The organism is Halapricum desulfuricans (assembly GCF_017094525.1).
GTDB classification, from domain to species: domain Archaea; phylum Halobacteriota; class Halobacteria; order Halobacteriales; family Haloarculaceae; genus Halapricum; species Halapricum desulfuricans.
Genome location: NZ_CP064788.1, coordinates 2,494,338 through 2,521,267 on the forward strand (window position 1 = coordinate 2,494,338; position 26,930 = coordinate 2,521,267).

A 26,930-nucleotide genomic window follows, 5' to 3' on the forward strand; every position below is an offset into this window, starting at 1 on the left:
AGCTATCAGGACAGGGAGTCCGCCAACCCGTTCACTCCAGTTCGTCGAGCATCGGGCGGTATTTCAGCTGGACCTCGTCCCACTCACGGTCCGGGTCGCTGTCGGCGACGATTCCCGCGCCGGCAAACAGCGTCGCCGTCCGATCGCGAGCCAGCGCCGAGCGGATCGCGACCGCGAACGTGCCGTCGCCGTCGGCGTCGATCCAGCCGACCGGCGCGGCGTACCACCCGCGGTCGAACGCCTCCGTGGACTTGATCGTCTCGAGGGCAGCGTCCGGCGGGAGTCCACCGACAGCGGGCGTCGGATGCAGCGCCTCGACGAGTTCGAGGACGTGTCGGTCCCCGTCGAGCGCGGCCCGGATCGGCGTCTCGAGATGCTGGACGGTCGCGAGCTTGCGGATCGATCGCTTGCCGGTCGTGACGCGTTCGGCGACCGGGTCGAGCTGTTCGCGAATCGCCTCGACGACCAGATCGTGTTCGTGGTTGTCCTTATCGCTGTCGAGCAGTTCCTCGGCCAGCCACTCGTCCTCGTTCCGGGTATCGCCGCGACCGGTCGAGCCCGCGAGCGCGCCCGTCCGGACGGTCCGGTCAGTCAGCGAAACGAGCGTCTCCGGGGTTGCCCCGAAGAAGGTTCCCGCCTCGTCGCCGGGCGTGAACGCGAACCGGTAGCAGTCGGGATAGGTCCCGTCGAGACGGGCCAGCGCGTCCGGGATCGAAACCGGTCCGGCGAGATCGACCGACAGCGACTGCGCGAGGACGACCTTCCGGAGTCGGGCGGCACGGATATCCGAGAGCGCGGCCTCGATCTGTTCGCGCCAGTCCTCGCGCGACGGCGTGCGGCGTTCGTCGACGATTCCTGGCGGGCCCGAGCGCTCGCGGTCGGTCGCGCCGGCCAGCCGCTCCTGCCAGTCATCGAGACGTTCGGTCGCGATATCGGGCGTTTCAGCAGTCACTGTCAGCCAGCGTGCCCCGTTGTGGGCCGTCACCTGCACGCGAGGCAACACGAACCAGGCGTCGGGAAACCCGTCCCATGTCGTGTCCGAGCGTGCCCCGTCGTGGAAGGCGAAGCCGCCGAACAGCCGCGGCCGCGCCGGACGGGGGACGTCACCCGTCAGGCTCTCGAATAGCGCCGTCGCGGTCTCGCGAACCGTCTCGAACCGGTCCGGCCCGTCGGCGCTGACCGAGGCCGTCGCTCCCGCGGCCGCAATCGACTCCCGGGGACCGCGCCAGACGACCGTCGGCGCGTCAGCGATGCGCTGGAGCACATCCGGGGAGAAGTCCTCAAGTCGCCGACTGCATGCCGAGACAGGCAGTTCCGACGCCGCCCCGACGGCCTCGTCCCCGTGCAGCGTTTCCATTGCCACGTCGTTAGGACTACGACGTTTTAAGCGCTGGCAAACAGGGTGTGGGAGGGAGCAGGGCACGGTCGAGGCCAACGCTTTTTCTTCGGGGCCGCGAACCGTCCGATTATGGACGACGACAGGGTCGCATACGAACCGGTCAGCGTCAAGGACGTGCTGGCCGAGATGAAAGACACCGCCGAGTTGCTGATCGACCTCTCGTACTCGGCGGTCCTTTTCGGTAGCGACGCCATCGCGGAGGAGGTGCTCGACCTCGAATCCCAGATGGAGGTGTTGCACCTCAAAGCGCGGATGAGCCTCCTGCTGGCCGCGCGCAATCCCAGTGACGCCGAATCACTCGCGCCCGTGCTCGCGGTGGTCGGGGCCGCCGAGAAAATCAGCGACGCCGCCGGCGACATCGCGAAGGTCGTTCTCGAAGACATCGGGCTGCCGGAGGCAATGCGGGCCGCGCTCCCGGAGGCCATCGAGGCCATCGAGCGTGCGTCGGTGGTTTCGGGGTCGAAATACGCTGACCGAACGCTGGGCGAGGTCACGCTCGAAACCGAGACCGGCGTCCGCGTGATCGCCGTCCGTCGCGACGGCGAGTGGCTGCTCAACCCCGGGCCCGAGACGGCACTGCGGGCGGCAGACGTTGTGATCCTTCGCGGCCCGCGTGAGGGGCTCTCCGAGGTCTACGAGACGATGACCGACGAAACGTACGTCCCACCGGATCCCCCGGAGGCACCCTCTCAGGACCTGGAGCGCGCTGTCGATTCGATCGTCCTGATGAAAAACATGAGCGAACTCGCCGTCGATCTGGCCTACGGCTCGGTCCTGTTCGACAGCAAACCCGTCGCCGAAGAGGTGCTGGAACTGGAAGCCGAGGTCGACGCGCTCCAGTCACGCTTCGAGGCCTGGGTCCTCCGGGCAGCGAGCCGAACTGACGACCCGGTGAACCTCCGGGGACTCGTTCAACTCGGTCGCGCGACGGAGGTCATCTCCGACGCCGCCCTGGAGATCAGCGAGGGAGTTCTCCGCGGAATCGGTACTCACCCCGTCGTCGCCGCAGCCGTCGAGGAGAGCGACGAGGTGATCGTCCGATTCACCGTCGATCCCGACAGCCGCCTCGCGGGGCGAACGCTGGGCGACGCCGCAGTCAAGACCGAGACGGGGATGCGCATCATCGCGGTCCGTCACACCGGACGGGAGAGCCGTCGCACCGGACGTGAGGGGAGCGACTGGGTCGTCTCGCCGGGAGCGACGACCGAGATCGAAGCCGGCGACGTGCTACTCGCGAAAGGTACCCGGACCGGGGCCGATCGGCTGGCCGACCTCGTGGGCGAGTAGCCGGCGGTATCATACGGTCGGTTGTAAGTCTATTCCGGGTCGATCGCATCCGTTATGCGATCGTACCGGTAAATCGTTACAACCGACCGTATCACAGTTCTCGCGTGAGCCGGCGTGCCTGCAACGCAACGAGAACCGCCGTGAGCAACCCGCCCAGCGACAGCGCGAGCGACGCGCCGAGCCCGAGATACCACAGTCCAGCACCGCCGGTGCCCGGCAGGACGACAAAGAAAAGATACACCAGCACCGTCACTGCGATCCCGACGCCGAACCCGCGAAGCGCGTGCTTGCGGACCTGCAGCGCCTCGACGAAACGCGCGCGACCGGATTCGGGACGGTCGTCTGACACACGTCGCTGTTGTCGGTCCCGGTACAAAACCACACTGATCACCGATCGGACGAAACGCTTCGAAAAACCGATCAGATCTCGCTCTCGAAGTCCTCGAGCGCGTAGGCGGGTTCGGCACCGCGGCGATCCAGCGTCTCGTTGGCCAGCAGCCAGTAGACGACACTCAGGGCCTTGCGACCCTTGTTGTTCGTCGGGACGACCAGATCGACGTTGCTGGTCGTGTTGTTCGAGTCGCACATCGCGATGACCGGGATGCCGACCGTGATGGCCTCTTTGACGGCCTGTGCGTCACCGATCGGGTCCGTGACGACCACGACGTCCGGCTCGATGTAGCCCTCGTAGTCGGGATTAGTGAGCGTTCCGGGGATGAACCGACCCGTTCGGGCGCGAGCGCCCACGGCATCGGCGAACTTCTCGGCCGGGAACCGGCCGTACTGTCGGGAGGAGGCCACGAGGATCTGCTCGGGGTCGTAGTTCGCGAGGAAGTCCGCGGCGGTGCGGATCCGCGAGTCGGTCATCGAGACGTCCAGCACGTACAGCCCGTCCGTGCGGACGCGGTGGATGAACCGCTCCATGTCGGCGGTCTTCTGCTGGGTCCCGATGTGAACCCCGGCTCCGAGGTAGTCCTCGACCGGAATGAGGAGGTCGGCCTCCTCGCCCTCGGGCATGACGTCCTCGTCCAGTGCCGGCCCTTCCTCGGCGTCGGGTTCGTCGGCGTCCGCTTCCGGTTCGTCGGTCGCGGGTTCGGTCTCAGCGTCCGTCGGCGCGTCGGCCTCGGACGCCGGCGATTCCTCCGTCTCGGCGACAGCGCCGGCGTCGCCGGCGGCCTCCGAAGTCTCGTCGATGTCGTCTTCTTCGTCCTGACTCATGCTTGTTCTTCGATGCGGATGAGTTCGTTCAGTTTGGCGGTGCGTTCGCCGGCGACGGTGCCGGTCTTGATGTAGGGGGCGGCCGCGCCCACGGCGAGGTGGGCGATGGTCGTGTCCTCGGTCTCACCGCTGCGGTGAGAGACCACCGACTGGATGCCATGTCTGGCCCCGAGTTCGATGGCGTCGACGGCGTCCGAGAGCGTCCCGATCTGGTTGGGCTTGATGAGAATGGAGTTCGAGGAGCCCTTGTCGATACCTTCCTGGAGGCGCTCGACGTTAGTGACGTAGAGGTCGTCGCCACAGATGAGCGTCCGGTCGCCGACGCGGTCGGTCAGCTCGGCGAAGGCCTCGAAGTCGTTCTCGTCCAGGGGGTCCTCGACGTAGGCCATGTCGTACTCGTCGACCATCTCGGCGACGTAGTCGATCTGTTCGGCCGTCGAGCGGTTGTCCTCGCCCTCGTAGACGTACTCGCCGTCTTCGTACATCTCGGCGGCGGCCATGTCCAGGCCGAACGAGATCTCGAAGCCGAGTTCGTCGCCGACCTCGGTGGTGGCCTGATCGACGATTTCGAAGGCCTCGTCGTCGCCGATCGGCGGCGCCCACGCGCCCTCGTCGCCCTTGTTCGCGGGGACGCCCTTCTCTTCGAGAATCTCGCCGATGCGAGCGTGAACCTGCGCGTTGGCGAAGACCGCCTCGGTGACGCTCGGTGCGCCCACCGGCGCCGAGAGGAACTCCTGGATGTTGGTGGCTTCCTCGGCGTGCTCGCCGCCGCCGACGACGTTCCCCAGCGGCGTCGGGAACTGATCGCCCCGGAAGGTCCCGCCCAGGTGCTGATACAGCGGTGCACCGAGCACGTCGGCGCCGGCCTTGGCGGCGGCCATGCTGATCGCGACCGCGCTGTTCGCGCCGATCTCCGAGAAGTTCTCGGTGCCGTCGGCGGCGTGCAGCGCGGCGTCGACCTCGCGCTGGTTGCCGGCGTAGACCTCGCCGACCAGCCGCGGGACGGCGTGTTCGCGGGCGCTGGCGATCGCCTCGTTGGCCGGTAGTTCGATCGCTTCGTGTTCGCCCGTGCTCGCGCCGCTCGGAGCGGCCGCACGGCCGAACCCACCGCTCTCGGTGGTGACGTCGGCCTCGACGGTCGCGTTGCCTCGCGAGTCCAGTACGCGTCGCAGTCGCACGTCCGTGATAAGTGTCATGTGTGCTGCCCTCGGTTGACGGTGAAAGGGAGGACGCCGGCGTCGTACTCTTCGGCCGCGATGAGGATCGGCTGGGTCTGCTCGGTGTCGATCAACACCGGCGCGCCGTGGGCGATCTGCAGCGCTCGCGCACCGATGATGCGAGCCTTCTCGTAGCGGTTGTACTGCTGGGCCCCCATCATTGATACGGTGCGACGACGTCGACGAGGTCCTCGTGCGAGACGAGCATCCGCCGACAGCAGTGTCGTTCGACGCCCAACTCGTCGAGTACCTTCTCGGGGTCTTCGTCGCCCTCGCGGGCCCGCTCTTTGAACTCCTCCCATTCGCCGGCGATAACGTTTCCACAGGTGAAACACCTGACCGGTACCATCATATCTTGATCACCTTAGCGGTAGGACTTCTGATAGCGCGCACGGGCACCGGGTCCGCCCCACTTCTTGGGCTCGGACTGACGCACGTCGTTGACCAGCAGCGAGCGGTCGAACTCCATGTACGCGTCGCGCAGTTCCGCGTCGTTCATGTGCTGGACCAGCCCGCGTGCGATCGCCGTCCGGGTGGCGTCCGCCTGCCCGGTCGTGCCGCCACCCTCGACCGTCACGTCGACGTCGACCGATTCGCGCAGGTCGTCGTCGGCGATCCGGAAGGGCTCGAGCATCTTCAGCCGTGCCAGCTCCGGTTCCACCAGTTCGACGGGGCGGGAGTTGATCCGAACCCGGCCCTCGCCGTCGCTCACTGTCGCGCGAGCGATGGCGGTCTTCTTCTTGCCTGATGTGTTCGTTACCATGTTACCTTGGCTCCGAGGCTTGCCGCGAGTTCGTCCAGTTCGACGAACCTGATGTTCGATAGCCGATCCAGCGACGTGTCCTCGAGAACTTCGCCCTCGTCGTCGTAGGGATTGCCCACGTACACGCGGACGTTCTCGAAGGCTTCACGACCCTGTTGCTCCTTGTAGGGAAGCATGCCACGGATCGCGCGCTTGAAGATCCCGTCGGGTCGCTTGGGATAGGCCGGCCCCCGATCGGAGCCGATGTCCCGACGCTTCTGGTATTTCTCCACGACGTCGTCCTCGCGGCCGGTGATGACCGCGCGTTCGGCGTTGACGACCGCGATCGTCTCGCCGTCCATCGCGCGTTCGGCGACCTGACTCGCCACGCGACCCATGATGCAATCACGGGCGTCGACGATCACGTCGACATCGATCGTGTCTGTGTTCATCGGATCACCCGTACGTTCGAGCCGTCGGGGTTGTTCTGTACTGCCTGTTCGAGCGAGACGGTCTCGCCGACCTGTTCGATCTTTGTCTCGGCCGAGCTGGAGAAGTCGACGGCCGCGACAGTGACGTCCTTCTGCAGGACACCGCTGCCGAGAACCTTGCCCGGAACGACCACGGTCTCGTCTTCCCGGGCGTACCGTTCGATACGGCCCAGGTTGACTTCTGCGTGGGTGCGCCGCGGCTTTTCGAGCCGGTCGGCGACGTCGCCCCAGACATTTCCGCCCGACTGACGGGCGGCCGACTTCAGATCGGCGATGAGACTACTGAGTCTCGGGTTACTCTTACTCATAACGTCCCTCCTGAAAAGTGCAGGGAGCAGGATTTGAACCTGCGGACCCCTACGGGACAGCGCCCTGAACGCTGCGCCGTTGGCCAGACTTGGCTATCCCTGCTCGCAATAGTCTGTTTTTCGTGGCCCTTCAAACCCCTTTCGGTCCGGCGGTCCCGACCGCTCGCACCGCTGGGGGCAGCGGACGGACGCCGTGGGTGTCGAAGGGCAGTTTTCATTGTTATAGCTGTACCGCGTCTTTCAGTTCCTCGGCGCGACCGCGGATCGAATCGATCCCGGCCTGCACGAGCGTGTCCACGTCGAACGACCCGTCCGTCTCGACGTCGAAGACGAACGCGTTCTCGACGTCCGTGACCTCAACCTCGCTGTCAGGGTAGCGCTCGGTGAGGTCGTTGTCGAACTCCTCGGCCGGGACCAGCTCGCCGTCTTCGGTCTCGATGACCCCGCGAACGATTTCGGGTTCGTCGTCGTGGAACTCGTCGCGATCGCCGACGACCTCGACGCGCTGGAGGTGTCGATACCCGACCGCAACGCCACCCTGGTGTTTGGCGTGGTCTTTCCCGTAGCCGAGTTCGGCCTCGGCCTCGAGTTCCAGCCGCTGGCCGTCCTTGAGTTCGATGATCGGCACGTCCGTTTCGGCCGGCTGCACCATCTCGTCGCTTGAGACGAGATCGCCGGAGTAGGCCGTCTCCGGGCCCTCGACGTCGAGTGCGAGCGTGACAGTGTCCTCGGCGTCGAACTCGCCGCCGAGCGGCGTCGTCAGCGGGACCAGCCCGAGCCGGAGCGCGAGCTGCTCGTCGAACATCACCGAGGAGTTCTCGATGAACCGGACGGTATCGATACTGAACGTGGGCACGTCGGCGATCATCGCCCGGCGGATGCCGTTGGCGAACGCCGGCGTGACACCACGGACGAGGAACTTCGCCTCGGTGTCGTCGCGCTCGATGAACGTTACGTCGTAGTCTGCCATTGTGGTTACCCGCTGGATTTCGGACTGCGCGTCCCGTCGTGTGGGATCGGCGTGACGTCCTCGATGCGACCGATCTCCAGGCCCGCACGGGCCAGCGCGCGGATCGTCGCCTGCGCACCCGGACCGGGGTTGGTCTGGAGGTTTCCGCCGGGACCGCGCACGCGAACGTGAACGCCCTCGACGCCCTGGGACTGGACGTCCTCGGCGACGGTTTCGGCCATCTGCATCGCCGCGTACGGCGAGGCCTCGTCGCGGTTCTGCTTGACGACCGTCCCGCCGGAGGACTTCGCGAGCGTCTCCGCGCCGGTCAGGTCGGTGATCGTGATGATCGTGTTGTTGAACGATGCGTGCACGTGAGCGATGGCCCACTTGCTGTCCTCGTTTTCTGCCATGTTATTGATCCTCCGCGCGTTCGGGGTGGAGTTCGTCCGCGAGCGGGCTCGCCTCGTCGAAGGCGATCGTGCCCTCCTCCTCGACAGCGACCTTCTTCGAGGGGGTCTGGACCCGAGCACCGTCGACGGTGACGTGCCCGTGGACGATGAACTGCCGGGACTGTTCGGGCGTGTTGCCCAGCCCCTTCCGGTAGGCGACCGTCTGGAGTCGCCGTTCGAGCACGTCGGTCACGTCCAGCCGCAGGACGTCGTCGAGCGCGTCCTGCTCGCCGAGAATGCCGAGGCGCTTGAGCCGGGCGAGGAACTCGCTCGCCTCCTCGTCGCCGGTGTCGGCGCGGCCGAGCAGTTCCCGGGCCTCACGGCGGTAGCCGCGCAGTTCTGACTGGGCCCGCCAGAGCTCTTCCTTGTTCTTGAGACCGTACTGGGTGAGCAGTCCGGACTCCTCGCCGATCCGTTCACCCTGGTAGGGGTGGTTCGGCGTCTCGTAGAACTTGGTGTTTGATCCGAGTGCCATTATTCTTCCTCAGCTGCGGCTTCCTCAGCCTGTTCTTCCTTGATCGCCTCAACGTTGACACCGATCGTCCCCTCGGTACGGCCTGTGGACTTGGTGCGCTGGCCACGGACCTTCTGTCCGCGCTTGTGGCGGACGCCCTTGTAGGAGTCGATCATCTTCATGCGGTTGATGTCCTGACGACGCGTGAGATCGAGATCGTTGCCAATCTCGTGAGTCGTCTCGCCGCTGAAGAAGTCGTTGCGATGGTTCGCGAGCCACTCGGGGACCTCGTCGGCGAAGCCCTCGACCAGTTCGACGATCTCGTCGATCTGCTCCTGGTCGAGGCGACCGAACGTGTCCCGTCGATCGACGCCCGCTTTCTGGGCGATGATCCGAGCGGCGCGGTGACCGATACCGTTCATGTCCGTCAGCGAACGCTCGACCGACTTGGTGCCGTCGAGGTCCGTCTGTCCGATGCGGACGAAGTACTGGAGGTCCTCGTCGTCCTCCGGCGCGTCCGCGTCTGGGTCTTCTGCACTCATGTGTGGGTTGGGTGAAGCGTCGTGGCGGGGATTCGAACCCCGGAGGCTTGACGCCACATGGTTAGCAACCATGCGCCTTGGGCCGCTTGGCTACCACGACTCGCTTGCAGTGTACTCGCGCCCTCTCGGACTCGGGGGCCGTCCCCCTGCACGATTCGTACGTGACTGCTCGGTCGTGCCGGCATATAAGCCCAACGGATCACCGTTCGGATGCGGACGCGTGTCACTGGCTCGCCCGTCACCGGTCGCGGCGAGACGTCTGCCTGCCAATCACGCTACGCTCTATCTGTTCGCTGCGATGATGGCTGACACTGGTGGCTATCCCATTTCGAACTGATCTGGCACGACGGCGTGCCAGATATCGTTCCGAACGGATAGCCACCAGTATGAACCCGCGGTCAGCCGCTCCGGCCCGGCGGTCATCCGGAGGTGTCTTCCCACAGCTCGACGGGCCGACAACAGTGGTGGTTTGCGCCCGTGTGCCCTGACCGATTCCGCATGATCGCGAATAACGCTCACAATAGATAGATAAGTGAAAACATAATTCCTCATTGATCTATTTCGCGCGCGCACGTGAGACTTAAGGAACTACCCGGCATACGTCGGAGTACTTCATGAGTCAGGACAGCGATTACGGGGCGGATTCGATCCAGGCCCTCGAGGGGCTGGAGGCAGTCCGCAAGCGCCCGGCGATGTACATCGGCTCGACCGGGTCACGCGGGTTGCACCACCTCGTCTACGAGGTCGTCGACAACTCGATCGACGAGGCACTGGCAGGCCACTGCGAGTCGATCGACGTCACGATCCACGAGGACGGGTCGGTATCGGTTCGCGACGACGGGCGCGGGATCCCGGTCGACACTCACCAGGAGTACGACCGGCCGGCGCTTGAGGTCGTGATGACAGTGCTTCACGCCGGCGGCAAGTTCGACAACAAGTCCTACCAGGTCTCCGGTGGGCTGCACGGCGTCGGCGTCTCGGTCGTGAACGCCCTTTCGTCGGAACTCGTCGTCGAGGTCACGCGAAACGGCGGCGTCTATCGGGAGCGCTTCGAGCGCGGCGTCCCGCAGGGGATCGAGCGCGTTCGTGACTCCGGGCCGGACGAGGGGACCGGAACGGAGATCCGGTTTTGGCCCGACGACGAGATCTTCGAGACGACCGACTTCGAGTTCTCGACGCTATCGAGTCGCCTTCGGGAGCTGGCCTTCCTGAACTCCGGTGTCGAGATCGCGCTGGCCGACGAGCGTGACGACACGAGCGAGCGCTTCTACTACGAGGGCGGCATCCGGGAGTTCGTCGAGTACCTCAACGAGACCAAAGCGCCGCTGCACGCGGACGTCATCTACTTCGAAGACGTCGAATCGAGCGTTCACGTCGAAGTCGCACTGCAGGCGACCGACGAACTGCAGGGCTCGATCCACGCCTTCGCGAACAATATCAACACCCGGGAAGGCGGGACACACCTCACAGGTTTCAAGACCGCGCTGACGCGCGTCGTCAACGATTACGCGACCAGCAACGACCTCCTGAAAGACCTCGACGACACGCTCAAGGGCGAGGACATCCGCGAGGGGCTGACTGCGGTCATCTCGGTCAAGCACCCCGACCCCCAGTTCGAAGGCCAGACGAAGACGAAACTGGGCAACAGCGAGGTGCGAGGGATCGTCGAATCGGCCGTCCACGAACACCTCGGAACGTACTTCGAGGAGAACCCCGACACGGCCGAGGCGATCATCGGCAAGGCAGTCGAGGCCGCGAAGGCCCGCAAGGCCGCCAAGAAGGCCGAAGAACTCACGCGGCGAAAGAGCGCGCTCGATTCGACGGCACTCCCGGGAAAGCTGGCCGACTGCCAGACGAAAGATCCCGAGGAAGCCGAACTGTTCATCGCCGAGGGGGACAGCGCCGGCGGCAGCGCGAAACAGGCGCGCGACCCCGAGTTCCAGGCCGTGCTTCCGATCCGCGGGAAGATCCTCAACGTCGAGAAACACCGTCTCGATCGGATCCTCGAGAACGAACAGGTCAGAAACATCATCACGGCGCTGGGGACCAGCATCGGCGACGAGTTCGACATCGACGAGTTGCGATACGGAAAAGTAATCGTGATGAGTGTTGACGGTGAAGAGCACGCGTTCGTTCGTGATACCGACGGACGGACAAGATTCATCGAAATCGGTCCGTTCATTGATGACGTTATCGAAGACGGTGGAGATGCCTACCAAGACTACGAAGTTTTGTGTTTCGGACGCAACGACAATGTGACGAAATTTCGGCCGATCGATCAGGTCATTCGGCATGAAATAGACGAGCCACTGTACGAAATCGAGACGGCTTATGGTCGAAACCTGAAGGTGACCGCATCACACAGCGTGTTCGTCTATCGTGACGGGGAAATCCAGCTGGCTGAGGGTGATGATATCGTCCCCGGTGATGAGGTGGTCGCGCCGAAAAAGACCCCCATCAACGGCAATATGGACGGAGAAGAAATAGATCTCCTCCGCGAGCTCGTCAAGCACTCGGATGAATACGATCACGAAGTGGTTGCCCGTGGCAAAGGCATCGAAGAGATGTTCAAAGCAAAAATACGTCAAGAACTACAGGACGATGCTGCGGACACTGTCAATCGGACGGAGGCGCGGGTTGAGACGCCGGAACGTATTAGATCGGCACTAAAGCGAAAGCGAAAGCAAGCAGATCTGACACAACAGGAGATCTGTACTGAAGTTGGCATCGCTCAACCAATCACAGTCTCACAGTGGGAGCGAGGCCAGTCACGACCGACTATATCGAACTTCCAACAGTACTGTGAAGCGGTCGGTGCATCTGTCAGCACAGTCATGGAGGATGTTTCAATCACGGACTCGCTGCTCGACCAGCGGTGGAACGAGCAGTATACCGCTGCACCGGCCAATCGTGTTCGGGATTACATTCGAGTGGGAGATCTCGAGATGTCTGATCTCGAATTGATCCCGGACGATGCCACAGTCGAACTCACACCTCAGCACTACGCAGACAGCAGTATCAACCGATATGTCACGGTTGACGAGACGCTGCTCGAACTGTTTGGTTTCTACGCTGCGGAAGGTTCCTGTTCACCTCGGAACGGCGTCCGCCTCGCAATGGGAGCGAACAACCAGTCGTTAGTGGAAAAATGCCGCAATGCGTTCGAGCATGTCTTCGGTATTCGCGGGAAACTGAGTGAATACGAAAACCGGGTTGACGAAGTAAAACTTGTCAACAGAGTTGCTGCACTCGTCTGGGAACACGTCTTTGGATTCGATGGCGAGGACGCAACGGAAAAGTCAATGCCTGATCTCGTGTTCGATGTTTCCTCTCGTAGCCAGCGCGCGTTCCTTCGAGGGTATCTCCGCGGCGATGGGACAGTCAACGAGGACAAAATTGCCTGGACAACGACTTCGCGTGAACTCGCCAGCGGAGTGATGTATCTCCTTTCAGCCCATGGCGTCATTGCCTCACATACAAAGTTGGCCGCTGATGACCTTGACAATTCATCCGATGGCAGGATCAAGTCGAAATCGACACGTCATGTGATCTCCGTCAGTGCTCGCTCGGATCTCGAAACGCTCCAAGACGTCTGGGAACCACAGCCAACTGGCGCACAACTCCTCGATAAAGTCGAACAGGGATATGATAACGAACAAAACCGTCGTTATCGTGACTTACCCGGAGACCTCATTGCATTGCCGGTTCGGCGTGTTGAGGAGGTCGACCCTACAAATGAGTACGTCTATGACTTTTCGGTCGAAAGCGACGAGAACTTCATCGCCGGTACAGGTGGTCTCTGTGCTCACAATACCGACGCCGACGTCGACGGAGCCCACATCAGGACCCTGCTCTTGACGCTCTTCTATCGACACATGCGGCCGCTGCTGGAGGGAGGACACATCTACGCTGCGCGGCCGCCGCTGTACCGGATCAGGTATCGCGGCGAGACGTACGACGCGATGACCGACGCCGAGCGCGACGAGATCATCGAAGCGAAGTGCAACGGCAGCCCCGATCAGGTCCAGCGGTTCAAGGGCCTGGGCGAGATGAACCCCCAGCAGCTCTGGGAGACGACGATGAATCCCGAGAACAGGTTCCTCAAGCAGATCACCATCGAGGACGCCGCCGCGGCGGACAAGATGTTCTCGGTGCTGATGGGTGACGCCGTCGAACCGCGCAAGCAGTTCATCAAGGAACACTCGCCGGAAGCCGAGTGGGTGGACATATGAGTTCCGACATGCCGGACAGTCCGGACGTAGACGCCGCACGGATCGAACACGTCCGGATCGAGGACGAGATGGAGCAAAGCTACATCGACTACGCGATGAGCGTCATCGCCGGTCGCGCCCTGCCGGACGTTCGGGACGGCCTCAAGCCCGTCCATCGTCGCATCCTCTATGCGATGCACGAGATGGGCGTCTCGTCGGGGTCGTCCCACCGCAAGTCCTCGTCGATCGTCGGCGAGACGATGGGGGACTATCACCCCCACGGCGACAGCGCGATCTACGACACGCTCGTGCGGATGGCCCAGGACTTCTCGATGCGCTACCCGCTGGTCGACGGGCAGGGGAACTTCGGGTCGATGGACGGCGATCCGCCCGCCGCGATGCGCTACACGGAGGCGCGAATGGCCCCGATGGCCGAGGAGTTGCTGGCCGACCTCGAGAGGGACACCGTCGATTTCACGTCGAACTACGACGATCGACTCGAGGAACCCGAGGTGCTGCCCGCGGCCTTCCCGAACCTGCTCGTCAACGGGTCGTCGGGGATCGCCGTCGGGATGAGCACGAACATCCCGCCGCACAACCTGGGCGAGATAATCGACGCGACCGTCCATCTCATCGACAATCCCGACGCCGACATCGCTGATCTGATGGAGTACGTCAAGGGGCCCGACTTCCCGACGGGGGCGAACATCGTCGGCAAGGACGCCATCTACTCGGCGTACGCGACCGGCCGCGGACGGCTGACCGTCCGCGCGGAGTTCGAGGTCGAAGAGACCGAATCGGGTCGGGACCGGATCGTCGTCACCGAACTCCCCTATCAGGCGAACAAGGCCCGCATCGTCGAGCGGATCGCCGACGACGTCAACGAGGGGAAGATCGAGGGCGTCGCCGACCTCCGCGACGAGTCCGACCGGGACGGGGTCCGGGTCGTCGTCGAGTGCAAGCGCGGCGCGAACGTCGAGGTCGTCAAGAACCAGCTGCTCGAACACCACCTGGAGTCGACCTTCGGCGTGATCAACCTCGCGCTGGTCGACGGCCAGCCCGAGGTGCTGACGCTGAAGGAGTCCCTCCAGCAGTACATCCAGCACCGTCGGGACGTCGTCCGCCGTCGCTCGGAGTTCGATCTACAGGAGGCCGAGGACCGGGCACACATCCTCGAAGGGCGGCTGACGGCCGTCCAGAACGCCGAAGACATCGTCGAACTCGTTCAGGAGGCCGAGGACCGAGACGCCGCCAAGGCCGCGCTGGGAGAGCGCTACGACTTCTCGGAGGCGCAAGCGGAACACGTCGTCCGGATGCAGATCGGGTCGCTCACGTCCGCCGAGGTCGGCGAGATCGAAAGCGAGTACGAGGAGGTCCAGGCCGAGATCGAGCGCCTGACGGCGATCCTCGAAAGCGACGAGAAGCTCGACGAGGTGATCAAAGACGAACTGCGGGCGATCGAGGACGAATACGACGACGAGCGTCGGACGTCGATCGTCGAGGATACGGGGACGGTCACCCGCGAGGACCTCGTGCCCGAAGAGGACGTGCTCGTCGTCATGACCGCCGACGATTACATCAAGCGGATGCCCGCGGACACCTTCGATCCGCAGCGGCGCGGCGGCAAGGGGATCATCGGCGGCGATCCCAAAGAGGGCGATCGCGTGACGACGATCTTCCGGGCCCACAGCCACGACTACCTGCTGTGTTTCACCAATCACGGGCAGGTCTACCGGCTGAAAGCCTACGAGATCCCGGAGATGTCCCGGACCGCACGGGGCAAGTCGGCGGTCAACCTGCTGGATCTGGACGACGACGAGCAGATCACGGCGGTCGTCCCGACGGACGACCTCGATCCCGAGGAGTCCATCACGATGGCGACCCGACAGGGGTACGTCAAGCGCACGCCCTGTTCGGCGTTCGAGAACATCCTCTCGACGGGGATCCGCGCCGCAAAGCTCGAGGACGGCGACGAGCTCGTCGACGTCGAGGTGACGGACGGGAGCACTGACCTCGTGATCGCGACCGAGGGCGGGATGACGATCCGGTTCGACGAGAGCGAGGTCAGAGAGATGGGGCGGTCCGCCCGCGGCGTCCGCGGGATCGACCTGCAGGACGACGATGCGGTGGCCGGGCTCGTGGCGACCGAGGAGGGCGACGATCGCGCGCTGCTGACCGTCACGGAAAACGGATACGGCAAGCGAACCTCGCTCGCCGAGTATCGCTGTCAGTCTCGATACGGGAAGGGGCTGATCGACATCAAGACCGGCGATCGTAACGGTTCGGTAGTCGACGTGAAGGCCGTCGTGGAGGGCGACGACGTCGTCGTCGCGAGCGAAACCGGCCAGATCATGCGCTGTCCCGTCGGCGATATTTCGAAGGTCGGTCGGAACACGATGGGAGTCGTTATTATGGACGTCGAGGACGACGACAGCGTCGCGTGTCTGGATGTCCTGCCGGCAGAGACACCCACAGACCAAGAGTAGCGGCGACGTCCGGGCCGTTTTTTCATCAACGGTTTTCGGGAGCGCGCTCGTCGCGCGACCCAAAAAGGTTGAAGGGAGTCGTTATTATGGACGTCGAGGACGACGACAGCGTCGCGTGTCTGGACGTCCTGCCGGCAGAGACACCCACAGACCAAGAGTAGCGGCGACGTCCGGGCCGTTTTTTCATCAACGGTTTTCGGGAGCGCGCTCGTCGCGCGACCCAAAAAGGTTGAAGGGAGTCGTTATTATGGACGTCGAGGACGACGACAGCGTCGCGTGTCTTGACGTCCTGCCGGCAGAGACACCCACAGACCAAGAGTAGCGAGTAGATAGGTGAAATCGACGTTTCACCGATCGTATTCGATTTCCGGTTCGAGCCACAGACTGCGATCATAGCGGATACAGCGCGGAAACCCACCCGTGCACGGGTGGGAGGAAGCGCGTACGGTCTGTGCGACAACCCACCGACGACGACAAGGCCGACTCCCTAACGTTTTTGAACCATCAAGTATACATATGATGTATGGAGAAGCGGCGGACTGTCCCCGTGAAACTCGACGTGGACAGTGACGACGCCGCACTCCTCGAAGAGACCATAGACGAGTTTCTGTGGGCGGCTAACTATGTGACGCGCCACGCGTTCGACGGCGAATACGTCACCACAAGCAAGACCACGCTCAACGACGACACCTACGACGACGTGCGTGCGGAAACTCGTCTACACAGCAACCACGTCCAAGCCGCCCGAAACAAGGCCGCCGACGCCTGCAAAAGCGTGGTCAAAAAGTGGAAACAGGGCAAGAAAGCGTCGATGCCCCACTTCACCAGCCCCCACCTCGTCTACGACCACCGCACCGCCACCTTCCACGACGAGTACGTGTCGCTGGCAACAGTTGATGGTCGCATCGAAGCCGACTACGTGCTCCCTGACGAAAAGCGAAACACGCCCCATGCGGAATACCTTTTCTCGGACGAATACGAAACCACGGGGGCGGAACTACACTACAGCAACGGCAACTGGATGCTTCACATCCACACAAAGACGGACGTGGAGCCTGACACGTCGGCACAGGATGCCACCGAGAACAGCACAGTTCTCGGGGTAGACCTCGGCGTGAACAATCTCGCAGTTGCCTCAACCGGCACGTTTTGGACTGGTGACGAATTTGACCACTGGCGACGTGAGTACGAGAAACGCCGTGGGGACTTGCAGGAACACGGCACGCGGTGGGCACACGAGAATATGCAGGCTGTCGGTCGCAAAGAAGACGGTCGGTTCAAGATAACGCTTCACCGTCTCTCGAACGAGTTGGTGGCTGAAGCCCGCGAGAACGAGTGTTCGGTGATAGCGTTTGAAGACCTGACAGACATTCGGGAACGCACTGGTGCGTCGTGGGGTCACAAGTGGGCGTTTCGTCGGCTTGTCGAGTACGTCGAGTACAAAGCCGCCGAGTACGGTATCGACGTGGAACAGGTTGACCCAGAGAACACGTCGCGTCGGTGCTCACACTGTGGGTTCACGCATCCAGATAACCGCGATGGTGAGGCCTTCGAGTGCTTGAAATGCGGCTATGAGAACCACGCGGATTACAACGCGGCGAAGAACATCGGTTTGCGGTATCTCCGCCGGAACCAAACTGGCTCTGGTGGAGGCGCACCCGTAGGCGTGCGCTTGAACAGCGGGACGCTGAACGCGAATGGAGGTTATTCTCCTGCCGACGAGTCGGCCAGAGCGGGAGTCCACGCTGAAAGCCCACGGCTTTAGCCGTGGGTTAGCTTACGGATCGATCGACCGCCGTTTTGGTCGTGCTCGCGCTCGTCGGGTTCGCACTGATCGCGGCACCGGTCGCGTCGCCGCCGGACGTCCCCGAGGACCGAATCGAGTACTACGTCGAGGACGGCTGGATGGACAACGAGGATCAGGTGAATCTCGCGTACGCGAACCTCACCGAAGCCGAACGCGCGGTCTTCGACGAGGCACGACAGACGAACGAGAACACAAGTAGCGGGACGACGGTCAACGCCTCAGCCGGTGACACCCCCGAGTCGCTAACGCCGCCACCGGACAGTATCAGGCTCTACAACGTCCGATACGACGGGGAGTGGTACCTCTTGCAGGTCAGACATCTCACCTACGAGGTGGACTTCGTGACACAACAGCTCCCGCGAGTCGGATCGATGGCCGTCGGCGTCGTGTGTCTCGTCGGGGCCGCGTATCGGCGGTTCGCTGTCTGATCGGCGCGCGCTTTCGCACGACTTTTGGGTATGCCCCAATTATAGGGGGTTACGACACGATGATCTCCAAGGGTTGCGAGCAGTGTGCGAAAGGCGGCAAGATGGTGATTTTCGTCTACGGGTACTGCGATCAGCGCGACTGTTTCTACTGCCCCCTTGGGGAGAACCGCAAGAACGTCACCGACGTCTACGCCAACGAGCGGAAAGTCGAGGAGGACGAGGACATCATCCGCGAGGCCGAGCGCATGAGCGCGATGGGGTCCTCGATCACCGGCGGCGAACCCCAGGAAGTGATGGACCGGACGACCCGCTACATCTCGCTGCTGAAAGACGAGTTCGGCGATGACCACCACATCCACCTCTATACGGGGATCACCGGCGGTCGGGAGAACATGCGCCGGCTGGCCGAGGCCGGACTGGACGAGATCCGCTTTCACCCGCCGCTCGAACAGTGGGGGGAGCTGCACGGCACCGAGTGGGAGGAGATCCTCTACATCGCCCGCGAGGAAGGAATCACGCCAGCCTTCGAGATTCCGGGCATCCGGCCTGAGACGGAGTTCCTCGAGTTCATCGACGAGGGTGCCGCGGAGTTCTGCAACGTCAACGAGTTCGAGATGTCCCACGGCAACTTCCGGCGGATGCAAGAGGAGGGCTACGAACTCCGGGAGGGCCACATGAGCGCCGTCGAGAGCGGCCGCGAGGAGATCCTGGACGTGATGGGCGACCACGAGAAGGTCTACTTCTGTACGTCCGTGTTCAAAGACGCCGCACAACACCGCCGTCGGCTCAAACGGATGGCCCGCAACGTTCGTCGTCCCTTCGACGAGATCACCGACGACGGAACGCTCGTCTACGGCAAGGCGACGGTCGACCCGGGACGCTTCGAGGAACTGGGCGTCCCGGAGGAGTACTATACCGTCAAGTCCGAGCACGTCGAGGTCGCGTGGTGGCTGTTAGAGGAGATGGTCGGGGAGGGTGACATCGAACGCGGCGAGATCGTCGAGCAGTACCCGACGGTCGATGGCACGGTCGTCGAGCGGACACCGGTGGCGTAGCATACGCCGAACTGCGTGAGGCGTTTCACCGGAACCGAGTGCAACGAGGTTCCGGCCTTTTTCCCCACGTTTTTGCGAGGAGTGGTAGCCGAGAGACGCGAGGCTACCCGACGAGGAAAAAGTGGGACTGGCACGGTCGTCGAGCGGACACCGGTGGCGTAGCATACGCCGAACTGCGTGAGGCGTTTCACCGGAATCGAGTGCAACGAGGTTCCGATCAGTGTCCACCGGACGTGAGGTTGAGCCCGACGATCCCGACGACGATCACGCCGATGAAGGCGACGCGAGCGAGCGTCGCGGGCTCATCGAGGAGCACGATCCCGAGCGATGCGGTTCCGACGGCCCCGATGCCGGTCCACACGGCATACGCCGTCCCGACGGGCAACTCCTGGACGGCATGTGCGAGCAGGACCATACTGACGAGCAGTGCGGCGACAGTTCCGAGCGTCGGGAGCGGCTTCGAGAGCCCGTCGGAGTACGCGAGCCCGATCGCCCACGCGATCTCGAACAGTCCCGCGACGAACAGTACGATCCAGGCCATCTTGACTCCCTATCGCTCGCCGACGACCCACTTCTGACTGTATCGCTGGCCGCAATCACAGACCGCGTAGGCGTGAACGACGTCGCCTTGTGCGTAGATCCCGCCGACGTCTTCGTTCTGTTCCTCGGCAAACGCGAAGATGAACCGGACAGCGTGTTCAGCGTTCGAGTCGTCGTCGCTCGCGGGACAGACGCCACCAGTCAGATCGGATTCGATCGTGCCGTCGGTGTCCATCGCCGCCTGGGCCAGTTCCATCGGGTCCGTGCCGGTCGCCTTCCGGAAAGCGCTTCGGCCGTTCTCGCCCGGCAGGACGAGGACGACGCCGTTCTCGACGGGTTCGGCGTACGGTTCCAGCGCGTCGAGATCGTCGACGGTGTCTTCCCGGAGAAAGAACGCCACGTCGTCGGGTCGGTCGCCGGCCAGGAACTCGGATCGCTTGCTCATGGCTGTCAGGAGTCGATCCGCGTGGAAAAGTGGTCCGATGCGGGCGAAGGGAACGCAGAAAGTGGGCTAGATAGTGAGGAACTGCGAGACCATCCACTTGGTGAAAATCGCCGTCAGCGCTCCGAGCCAGGCGAGCATCACGAAGTGCATGTAGGAGTTCATCTTGTGGCCGCCGTCGAGCGTGCGGACCATCAGTGCCGACAGCATGGCGTTGAACACGACGACGACGATCAGCAGGAACTCGATCAGCGGGATGTCGTAGACGCCGGTGTTGATCAACGCACCGGCGTCGAACTGGCTCGTCTCGGCGAGATTCAGCGAGAGGCCGGTGAGGATATTGACGACCTGAAGTCCGATGAAGAAGGCGAACGTCGAGGCCGCAGTGATACCGTACAGCAACCCGATCAGCGTGGTCGTCTCCTGGCGGCGCTGCTGGCGCAACTGGAGCACTTCGTTCATGTTTTCCGCGATGAGTTCACCCAGCATCTTGGGATCGCCACCCATCTCGCGGCCGACGAGGTACATCTCCGAGAACGTCTGGATGAGATACGACCGCGACTCGGCAGTGAAGTGACGCCAGGCGCTGGCGGGTTCGATGCGCATGTTCAACCGCTTGTAGAGGTTGTCGATCTGTGGCGTCAGCGCGCCGAAGTCCTTCTTTCGGAGCGACTTCAGCACCGTCGAGGTGGTCGACTGCTTGGCACCCTCAGTGGCCCCGAGCCCGCGAATGAAACTGGGGAACTCCTCGTCACGGCCCTGAATCCGCCGCTCTTCGGCACGGGCCGCGAGCCCCGGGATCAAAAGCGGCGTCACGGGGACGGCGGCGTACAGCGTCAGCGGTGGCGGCGACCAGAACGGAACGAGCGTATCGAGCGTGATCGGACTGATCCCGAGTCGGCCGCCGAAGGTGATAAACACCAGCACAGCCGTGAGGCCGATCCCGACCGCGAACGCCCGATTGAGACGGTCCTCGATCGGTGAGGGGTACTCCTCGGGGTGGTACCAGACCGGGTCGTAGGGCGCGATCGACCGGATGGCGAGGTAGAACCCGGCCTGGACGAACACGAACAGGAGGATGACCGACGCGACCGTCGCCGTCGGGTTAGTTCCGGTCAACACCGGCAGGACGACCGCGAACACGAGCGCGAACGTCATCGAGAGGATCATCGACAGGTAGAGGTCTTTCATCACGTTGAGGTTGCCCAGCGTCCCCTCGTAGACCGTCGTGTAGTTCTCGATGATCATGTCCTGTTCGCTGATCAGGTAATCGTCGAGCGGCTGTCCGGCACCGAGATTGTACGCCAGCCGTTCGAAGAAATCCGAGAGCGTCTCGCTCGGGACCTGTTTGGCCCGTCGCCGACAGGCGTCGTCGAGGCTCTGATTCCAGGTGTCGACCAGCTCGACGACTCGCCCGAGTTCGGTCGCGAGTTCGCCGTACTCGTCTTCCTCCGCGAGCGCGCGGAACACTTCCATGCGATCGATCTTCGTCGTCGAGAGGACGGTCATGTGCGTGACCAGCAGGTGAAACCGGTTGTTGAGCTGGCGTTTGCGCTGGGAGAGCTGGACCTTGGGGAAGAACACGGCCGTCGCGAAGATCAGGAGCCCGAGCATCGGGATCGGTGCCCGAATGAACAGTGGGATGTCGAAAACGACCGTGGCGACAATCGTCACGAGGAAAAACACGGTCGCCGGCAACAGGATCGTCAGGAGGTATCGCTGGAGCGGGATGTCGAGTTTCCGATAGGAATCCATCAGTCCCGCGAGCGTGCTCGAGATCGACAGATCAATCGTAGCGGAGTCTTTCGTCGCCATCAGTCGGGTCGGTGGATGTCAAAGGGGACGCCCTCCAGTCCGTCCCGCTGGAAGTCCTCGATGAACTCGTTGACCTCGTGATAGCCGAGGATGTTTTCCTGGATCGCGCGCTGGATCAGGTCGGCACGGAACTGCAAGTCGTCGTAGATGTCACGGGTGTCCTCGTAGCCCAGCAGCGTCGCGATCTGCTCTTCGAGGACGTAGGAGTTGTTCATCCCCTGGAAGACAATCTCGTCTTCGACGGGATCCCAGTAGAACACCTGTCGAGTGATGACACCTTCCATCTCCTTGGAGTAACCCTCGATCTCCTGGACGCTGGTCACGCGCCGAAGGACGTCGTCGCCCTGTTTGACGCGGTTCTGGAAGAGCGCGATGTCGGCGTTGTCCATGAATGTCTCGGGGACGTTGATCGGATCGCCGGTGAACCGCTGGATCATCGAGACGATGTCGCTGGCGTGGAAGGTCAGCATGACAGGGTGGCCGGTCTGAGCGGCCTGAAACGCCATCCGACCTTCCTCGCCGCGGACCTCGCCCACGATGATGTAGTCGGGGCGAGAGCGCAGCGCGGCAGCCACGAGGTCGAACATGTCCACACCGGTGCCGCTCGACTCGTCGCCCTCGCGGGTGAGCAACTGTTGCCAGGTGTCATGTGGCGGGAGCACTTCGGCGGTGTCCTCGGCGGTGTAGATCTTGCTGTCCCGCGGGATGAACGACATGACCGCGTTCAGCGTCGTGGTCTTCCCGGACGCCGTCTCTCCGACGACGAAGACGGTCTGTTCGTTCTCCAGCGCGAGCCAGAGATACGCGGCCAGTTGCGGGCTAAGCGTCCCCCACTTGGTAATCTGGAAGATCGACAGCGGCGTCTCGTCGCCCTGGCGGATCGTGAGGCTGGGGCCTTTGACCGAGACGTCGTCGGAGTAGATGAGGTTCAGACGCGAGCCGTCCGGCAGCGTCGAGTCGACGATCGGGTCGCTGTCGGAGACGGGATCGCCGATGCGCTCGCCCATGTTACGCAGCCACTGGTCGAACTCCTCGTTGCTGTTCCACTCGACAGTCGTCTCAAGCATCCCGAAGACGCCATGATCGACGTAGCACTCGGTCGGCCCGATGACGTGGATGTCCTCGTTCGCAGGGTCGCGCATGACCGGTTCGAGCGGGCCGAGGCCGACGATGTCTCGGTTGAGTCGGTAGCGGATGTTCTCGTAGGTTTCCGGCTTGACGTCGATCTTGCCGATCGAGCTGAGGTTCCGGAGTCGCGAGAGGACCCCCGAGCCGCTCTCGCGGGTCTTGACGTGTGTCGTCTCCTGGAGGAGTTCCTCGATTCGGTCGTCGTACTCCGATTCGTCGGTCGGAGCGGGCTTGTTGACACTGCGCTGGAGCAGGCGATTGCGTACCTTGTCGAACACGACCTGCTCCTCGTCGGACAGATCCGGTTCGATCGCGTAATATTTCATGTCCTGCCCGATGTCGCCGTAGATGTGGGTGAAGATCGGGCCACCGACCGGATAGAGGATGTTCGGGCGGTCGGTCTCGAGTTCGCCGGCGGCCTCCTCGACGAACATGGGGAACTCGCCGGTAATCTGCTTGAACTTCTTGAGGTGATCGCGCAGATGTGGCCGGTTGGCCGCGTACTGTCTGAGTTCGTCCGACGGTTTCGGTCGTCCCTGTTCGGTCATCGTTTTATGCCACGCTCCGTGATTCGATGACGATGCCGGTACCCGAGCGGACCGAGTAGCCGATCGTATCGCCGACCTGCTCGCCCATGCCGGCGAACCGTTTGACTGAGATCTGTCGACGCACGTCGTTGCCGACCTCGATCATCTCCAGTTCGAGGAACACGTCCGCGATCGACCGGAACGGCCCGATCGCGTCCTCGTCCAGCGTCGAGGGGTCGACAGTGAGCACGATGACTTTCCCCTCCGCGATGATGTCCCGGAAGAAGGAGATGATCTCCAGTGCCGCCTGTCGCTCCTCGTTTTTCCGGACGAGGGCCTCGAACTTCGGATCGTTGCGCAAGATCGCGTCGAACGTATCGATGATGATCACGTCCGACTCCCACATGACCTCGGCGTCCATCAGTCGCTTGAGTAGATCCATGCGCTCGCCGCCGTCGTCTTCGTCGGAGAAGGTATTCGAATCGCCGATGTCGGCGTGCAGGAACAGGACGTGCTCGTCGAGTATGTGCTCGACCATGTCGTAATCGAGGCTGTGCATCTGGTCGAGAAAGCTTCCGACAGTGAGTTCGGTCGAGAGCATCGTTACCTGATGTCCCTCTTCACAGAGGCCGTAGGTGAACCGCTGACTCATCGCCGATTTGCCGGCCCCGTAGTCGCCCTCGATGAGGACGATACTCCCGGGCGGGATACCGCCGCCGAGTTCCTTGTTCAGTCGGTCGCGCTCGTCCAGTCCAAGCGAGAAGAGATCGGTCGTTGCGATACTCATACGTTAAATCTGAACACCTCCTCGTCACCGTTGATCGACACCTTGACCCGGTGGTCCCCCGAAGCGAGATCCGGTGTGGCGAACTCGACCCGGACGACGTCGCCCGGCCGCCAGCTGTCAGGGTTCTCGCCATCGACGACCGTCACCTCGATGTCCGACTGGAAAGCACCGTCCAGCAGTACCGTCAGCTGGTCGCCGTTCGCCGGCAGTATACGCGAGCCGGTGTTCTTCACCAGTAGCGTGACGTTTTCGTCCCCGGTACGGTTGTAGATCTGCGCGCCGCTGTCGCTGATGACCTCGACGTCCGTACGGACGTCCTGGCTCAGCGCGTCGCCCTGTTCGGAGACGCCCTCGCTGAGACGGCCGACAGTGTTCGTGATCGTGCCGGCGACGCTCGCCGCGACGAGCACGCTGGCGATAAACAGGATCAGATGCGACGCGGAGACGCTAGCCACGCGTCACCACCTCCGTTGCCGCCACGCCGTTTTCAGTCACTACTTTGACCCGGTCCGGCTGGCTCGTCGCGCTCACGCTGAACGTGAGTCGCTGACCCGACGCCCAGATGTCGGTCTCGGAGTCGTCGTCGACATCGCGGTCCTGCATCGCCGTCCGGTACTCGTTGTCGACGAGTAGATCCGTCGCCTCGACGGAGAGGGTCGTCGCTCCGGTGTTGTTGACCTCGACGACGAGGCTGTCGGTCTCGTTGTCGTAGACCGCGCTGACGATATCGATCTGCGTGTTGTGCTGGGCGAGGCGCCTGTCCTGCCAGTCGGAGTTGGCGTCAGTTACCTGACCCATCGTGTTGGTACTGGCGCTGTAGAAGGTCCCGAACGCGATGAACAACCCGACAAACACGATCGCCGCCGAGCCGCTAAGGCTGAAGCCCATCGGATCCACCTCCGGAAAGCCCCATACGCTCGACCTGTGGGACACCGTTGAGCTGGCCGATGTACTTGAGCGATCGCGTGTGGTGGTCGATCGTCAGGTTGCCGCCCGTACTGTCGTCGTCGAATCCGCGTAGATAGTCCTGCAGGCTGTCGGCGACCGGCTCGCTCAGCCAGTCGATGCGCTCGTAGTAGTCGATCGCCTCCGCGGTCGAGCGGACGCCGACCTCGCCGACGAGATATTCGAGCCACTCGAAGACGATGAGTTCCGAACCGTAGCCGTCCGGCATCGTCGCGAGATAGGGCTTGCCGTCGCGTTCCGCGGCGGCTGTGCGCCGGTCGTCGCTTTCGGCGGTCTGTGTACTGTTCGGCTGTCCACTCGCCGCTGCGGATTCGTCGGTCGTCGGTTCGGCATGTGCCTGCTCGGAGCCGCCGGACGAATCGCGAGACTCCTCGACACTTTCGGGCGTCTCCGACCCGTTCGCTTCGTCTGCCGTCTGTTCCGTCTCCGGTTCGACCTCGGCACCTCCCTCGTCTTCGATCACGGTATCGAACAGCTCGTCGTCGGCCAGCTCGTCGTCGAGGGCGTCCTCCGTCTCGTCACCAGTGTCGTCAAGCGCGTCGCCAGCGTCCGTTTCACCGTCGAACTCGTCGCCGGCGTCCGTTTCACCGTCGAACTCGTCGTCGAACGCCTCCGCGGCGTCGTCGCCGTCAGACTCGTCAGTCTCTTCTTCGAGGGGTTCGTCGCCGCTGTCTTCCTCGGCCCAGTCGGCTTCGCCGGACTCGTACTCGTCTTTGAGCTCCTGGAACGATTTCCCGCCGCCACCGTCGTCGCTGTCGCCTTTGCTTTCGTCGGACCCTCCATCGCCGAAGTCGTCCGCAAGCCCACCTTCGTCGAGGTCACCGTCGTCGAAGTCGTCTTCACCGAACGCCTCGTCGTCGAAGTCGTCTTCACCGAACGCCTCGTCGTCGAAGTCGTCTTCGAACGGGTCGCTGCCCCCGTCGAGGTCCTCTTCGCCCATCACGTCCTCGACGGACTCGCCGAACTCACCGTCGTCATCGTCGACGAGGTCGTCGTCGAAAAAGCCCTCCGCGTCCGCGTTTGCGATGTCTTCGTCCAGTTCCTCGTCGCCGTCGTCGTCCTGCTGGTCGGTATCGAACAGACCGAACGAATCGCCGTCGCCACCGCTCAGACCGCCGCCCTCGATGTCGTCGGCGAAGGGATTGACCCCCCGCGTAACCATCTCGTAGATATCGAGCAGTTTTCGGACGTTCTCCTCGACGTCATCGACCGTCTCGCTGATCTGTTCGTTCTCGTTGCGGACCGTGTTGACCGTCGAAGAGAGACTGCCGACCTCCGTTTCGAGTTCGTCGAGCCGGTGTTCGAGTTCGTCCGTGTCGGGACCGCCGTCCATGTCGCCGAACTCGTCGTCGCCGAAGTCGCCGAACTCGTCGTCGCCCTCGTCCTCGAAGCCGCCGAGTCCGCCCAGGTCGTCGCCGCCCTCTTCGTCCATCAGGCCGGCTCCGTCGCTCATCTGCTCGCTCTCTCCGTCGTCCTCATCCGACAGGATCGAATCGAAGACGTTCTTGATGCTCATCCCGGCAACACCTGCAGAAAACAGTGTCAACACGACTGGATCGCCCGGGAGTGCCACCTGACCGACTCCGGATACATCGCTGGTGGACGCCATCACTGCCTCAACCAGACTCGACAGTGCGGCGACGGTGGCGAAATCACTCATCACTATGAAAATTCGCTCT

The 26,930-nt window shown here is 63.1% G+C and carries 26 protein-coding genes, 2 tRNA genes and 3 pseudogenes; 8 read left to right on the plus strand and 23 right to left on the minus strand.

The window, feature by feature from the left end; translation table 11 throughout:
* Nucleotides 1-31 precede the first annotated feature (31 nt).
* On the minus strand, nt 32-1,357 hold the full coding sequence (locus HSR122_RS12745) for an isochorismate synthase (protein ID WP_229110182.1): 1,326 nt from the start codon (nt 1,355-1,357) through the stop codon (nt 32-34).
* 111 nt (nt 1,358-1,468) lie between these two features.
* Here HSR122_RS12745 and HSR122_RS12750 point away from each other — a divergent pair, with 111 nt between their 5' ends.
* Complete coding sequence (locus HSR122_RS12750; protein ID WP_229110183.1) at nt 1,469-2,686, plus strand: potassium channel family protein; 1,218 nt, start codon at nt 1,469-1,471, stop codon at nt 2,684-2,686.
* A 91-nt stretch (nt 2,687-2,777) separates the two neighbouring features.
* Here the strand turns inward: HSR122_RS12750 and HSR122_RS12755 are convergent, their stop codons facing one another.
* The 14 genes from HSR122_RS12755 to HSR122_RS12820 all read right to left on the minus strand — a co-directional run bounded on the left by HSR122_RS12755 (nt 2,778) and on the right by HSR122_RS12820 (nt 9,159).
* Nucleotides 2,778-3,035, minus strand: coding sequence for a DUF7536 family protein (locus tag HSR122_RS12755; RefSeq protein WP_229110184.1), 258 nt, complete (start codon nt 3,033-3,035; stop codon nt 2,778-2,780).
* Nucleotides 3,036-3,106: 71 nt separating this feature from the next.
* Nucleotides 3,107-3,904 (minus strand): 30S ribosomal protein S2, encoded by a 798-nt coding sequence (rpsB, locus tag HSR122_RS12760; RefSeq protein WP_229110185.1) that lies wholly within the window; start codon nt 3,902-3,904, stop codon nt 3,107-3,109.
* Nucleotides 3,901-5,100, minus strand: coding sequence for a phosphopyruvate hydratase (gene eno, locus HSR122_RS12765; RefSeq protein WP_229110186.1), 1,200 nt, complete (start codon nt 5,098-5,100; stop codon nt 3,901-3,903). The genes rpsB and eno overlap by 4 nt, the downstream gene beginning before the upstream one ends.
* The gene (locus HSR122_RS12770) at nt 5,097-5,279 is read right to left on the minus strand and encodes a DNA-directed RNA polymerase subunit K (protein ID WP_229110187.1); all 183 of its coding nucleotides are present in this window, start codon (nt 5,277-5,279) and stop codon (nt 5,097-5,099) included. Before HSR122_RS12770 ends, eno begins: the two co-directional genes overlap by 4 nt.
* Entirely contained in the window at nt 5,279-5,473 is a 195-nt protein-coding gene (locus tag HSR122_RS12775; RefSeq protein ID WP_229110188.1) for a DNA-directed RNA polymerase subunit N, read from the minus strand. The genes HSR122_RS12770 and HSR122_RS12775 overlap by 1 nt, the downstream gene beginning before the upstream one ends.
* 12 nt (nt 5,474-5,485) lie before the next feature.
* Nucleotides 5,486-5,884 (minus strand): 30S ribosomal protein S9, encoded by a 399-nt coding sequence (locus HSR122_RS12780; RefSeq protein WP_229110189.1) that lies wholly within the window; start codon nt 5,882-5,884, stop codon nt 5,486-5,488.
* Nucleotides 5,878-6,315 carry a 50S ribosomal protein L13 gene (locus HSR122_RS12785; protein WP_229110190.1) on the minus strand — a complete coding sequence of 146 codons (438 nt, stop codon included), beginning with the start codon at nt 6,313-6,315 and terminating at the stop codon, nt 5,878-5,880. Before HSR122_RS12785 ends, HSR122_RS12780 begins: the two co-directional genes overlap by 7 nt.
* Nucleotides 6,312-6,662: a 50S ribosomal protein L18e gene (locus HSR122_RS12790; protein WP_229110191.1), complete on the minus strand. Its 351-nt coding sequence runs from the start codon at nt 6,660-6,662 to the stop codon at nt 6,312-6,314. The genes HSR122_RS12785 and HSR122_RS12790 overlap by 4 nt, the downstream gene beginning before the upstream one ends.
* Before the next feature lie 18 nt (nt 6,663-6,680).
* A tRNA-Leu gene (locus HSR122_RS12795) sits at nt 6,681-6,765 on the minus strand.
* A gap of 117 nt (nt 6,766-6,882) precedes the next feature.
* Nucleotides 6,883-7,632 carry a DNA-directed RNA polymerase subunit D gene (locus HSR122_RS12800; RefSeq protein WP_229110192.1) on the minus strand — a complete coding sequence of 250 codons (750 nt, stop codon included), beginning with the start codon at nt 7,630-7,632 and terminating at the stop codon, nt 6,883-6,885.
* A 5-nt stretch (nt 7,633-7,637) separates the two neighbouring features.
* Nucleotides 7,638-8,024 carry a 30S ribosomal protein S11 gene (locus HSR122_RS12805; protein ID WP_229110193.1) on the minus strand — a complete coding sequence of 129 codons (387 nt, stop codon included), beginning with the start codon at nt 8,022-8,024 and terminating at the stop codon, nt 7,638-7,640.
* Between the two features lies 1 nt (nt 8,025).
* Nucleotides 8,026-8,538: a 30S ribosomal protein S4 gene (locus HSR122_RS12810; RefSeq protein ID WP_229110194.1), complete on the minus strand. Its 513-nt coding sequence runs from the start codon at nt 8,536-8,538 to the stop codon at nt 8,026-8,028.
* Nucleotides 8,538-9,059 carry a 30S ribosomal protein S13 gene (locus tag HSR122_RS12815; RefSeq protein WP_229110195.1) on the minus strand — a complete coding sequence of 174 codons (522 nt, stop codon included), beginning with the start codon at nt 9,057-9,059 and terminating at the stop codon, nt 8,538-8,540. Before HSR122_RS12815 ends, HSR122_RS12810 begins: the two co-directional genes overlap by 1 nt.
* 17 nt (nt 9,060-9,076) lie before the next feature.
* A tRNA-Ser gene (locus HSR122_RS12820) sits at nt 9,077-9,159 on the minus strand.
* A gap of 514 nt (nt 9,160-9,673) precedes the next feature.
* Between HSR122_RS12820 and HSR122_RS15055 the strand changes: the two are divergent.
* From HSR122_RS15055 to HSR122_RS12845, 7 genes and pseudogenes are all read left to right on the plus strand, one after another.
* Nucleotides 9,674-11,197, plus strand: a pseudogene (locus tag HSR122_RS15055) (DNA gyrase subunit B); the annotation flags it as partial.
* Nucleotides 11,198-11,215: 18 nt separating this feature from the next.
* Nucleotides 11,216-12,865: pseudogene (locus HSR122_RS15060) on the plus strand (LAGLIDADG family homing endonuclease); the annotation flags it as partial.
* Between the two features lie 6 nt (nt 12,866-12,871).
* Nucleotides 12,872-13,291, plus strand: a pseudogene (locus HSR122_RS15065) (DNA topoisomerase IV subunit B); the annotation flags it as partial.
* Nucleotides 13,288-15,756, plus strand: a complete 2,469-nt coding sequence (gyrA, locus tag HSR122_RS12830) for a DNA gyrase subunit A (RefSeq protein WP_229110197.1) — start codon at nt 13,288-13,290, stop codon at nt 15,754-15,756. The pseudogene HSR122_RS15065 and the gene gyrA, both read left to right, overlap by 4 nt.
* A gap of 523 nt (nt 15,757-16,279) precedes the next feature.
* Nucleotides 16,280-17,521, plus strand: coding sequence for an RNA-guided endonuclease InsQ/TnpB family protein (locus HSR122_RS12835; RefSeq protein WP_229110198.1), 1,242 nt, complete (start codon nt 16,280-16,282; stop codon nt 17,519-17,521).
* A gap of 41 nt (nt 17,522-17,562) precedes the next feature.
* Entirely contained in the window at nt 17,563-17,991 is a 429-nt protein-coding gene (locus HSR122_RS12840; protein WP_229110199.1) for a hypothetical protein, read from the plus strand.
* 59 nt (nt 17,992-18,050) lie between these two features.
* Nucleotides 18,051-19,046, plus strand: a complete 996-nt coding sequence (locus HSR122_RS12845; RefSeq protein ID WP_229110200.1) for a radical SAM protein — start codon at nt 18,051-18,053, stop codon at nt 19,044-19,046.
* 217 nt (nt 19,047-19,263) lie between these two features.
* Here the strand turns inward: HSR122_RS12845 and sugE are convergent, their stop codons facing one another.
* From sugE to HSR122_RS12885, 8 genes are all read right to left on the minus strand, one after another.
* Nucleotides 19,264-19,587, minus strand: coding sequence for a quaternary ammonium compound efflux SMR transporter SugE (sugE, locus tag HSR122_RS12850; RefSeq protein WP_229110201.1), 324 nt, complete (start codon nt 19,585-19,587; stop codon nt 19,264-19,266).
* Between the two features lie 9 nt (nt 19,588-19,596).
* Nucleotides 19,597-20,031: a DUF5807 family protein gene (locus HSR122_RS12855; protein WP_229110202.1), complete on the minus strand. Its 435-nt coding sequence runs from the start codon at nt 20,029-20,031 to the stop codon at nt 19,597-19,599.
* Between the two features lie 66 nt (nt 20,032-20,097).
* Nucleotides 20,098-21,843, minus strand: coding sequence for an archaellar assembly protein FlaJ (flaJ, locus tag HSR122_RS12860; RefSeq protein WP_229110203.1), 1,746 nt, complete (start codon nt 21,841-21,843; stop codon nt 20,098-20,100).
* A complete protein-coding gene (locus HSR122_RS12865; RefSeq protein WP_229110204.1) occupies nt 21,843-23,519 on the minus strand; it encodes a type II/IV secretion system ATPase subunit in 1,677 nt (558 codons plus the stop codon). Before HSR122_RS12865 ends, flaJ begins: the two co-directional genes overlap by 1 nt.
* A 4-nt stretch (nt 23,520-23,523) precedes the next feature.
* Nucleotides 23,524-24,285: an ATPase domain-containing protein gene (locus tag HSR122_RS12870; RefSeq protein WP_229110205.1), complete on the minus strand. Its 762-nt coding sequence runs from the start codon at nt 24,283-24,285 to the stop codon at nt 23,524-23,526.
* The gene (locus tag HSR122_RS12875; protein ID WP_229110206.1) at nt 24,282-24,740 is read right to left on the minus strand and encodes a flagellar protein G; all 459 of its coding nucleotides are present in this window, start codon (nt 24,738-24,740) and stop codon (nt 24,282-24,284) included. Before HSR122_RS12875 ends, HSR122_RS12870 begins: the two co-directional genes overlap by 4 nt.
* The gene (locus HSR122_RS12880; protein WP_229110207.1) at nt 24,733-25,173 is read right to left on the minus strand and encodes a flagellin; all 441 of its coding nucleotides are present in this window, start codon (nt 25,171-25,173) and stop codon (nt 24,733-24,735) included. The genes HSR122_RS12875 and HSR122_RS12880 overlap by 8 nt, the downstream gene beginning before the upstream one ends.
* Nucleotides 25,157-26,911 (minus strand): FlaD/FlaE family flagellar protein, encoded by a 1,755-nt coding sequence (locus HSR122_RS12885; protein ID WP_229110208.1) that lies wholly within the window; start codon nt 26,909-26,911, stop codon nt 25,157-25,159. The genes HSR122_RS12880 and HSR122_RS12885 overlap by 17 nt, the downstream gene beginning before the upstream one ends.
* Nucleotides 26,912-26,930: the final 19 nt, after the last annotated feature.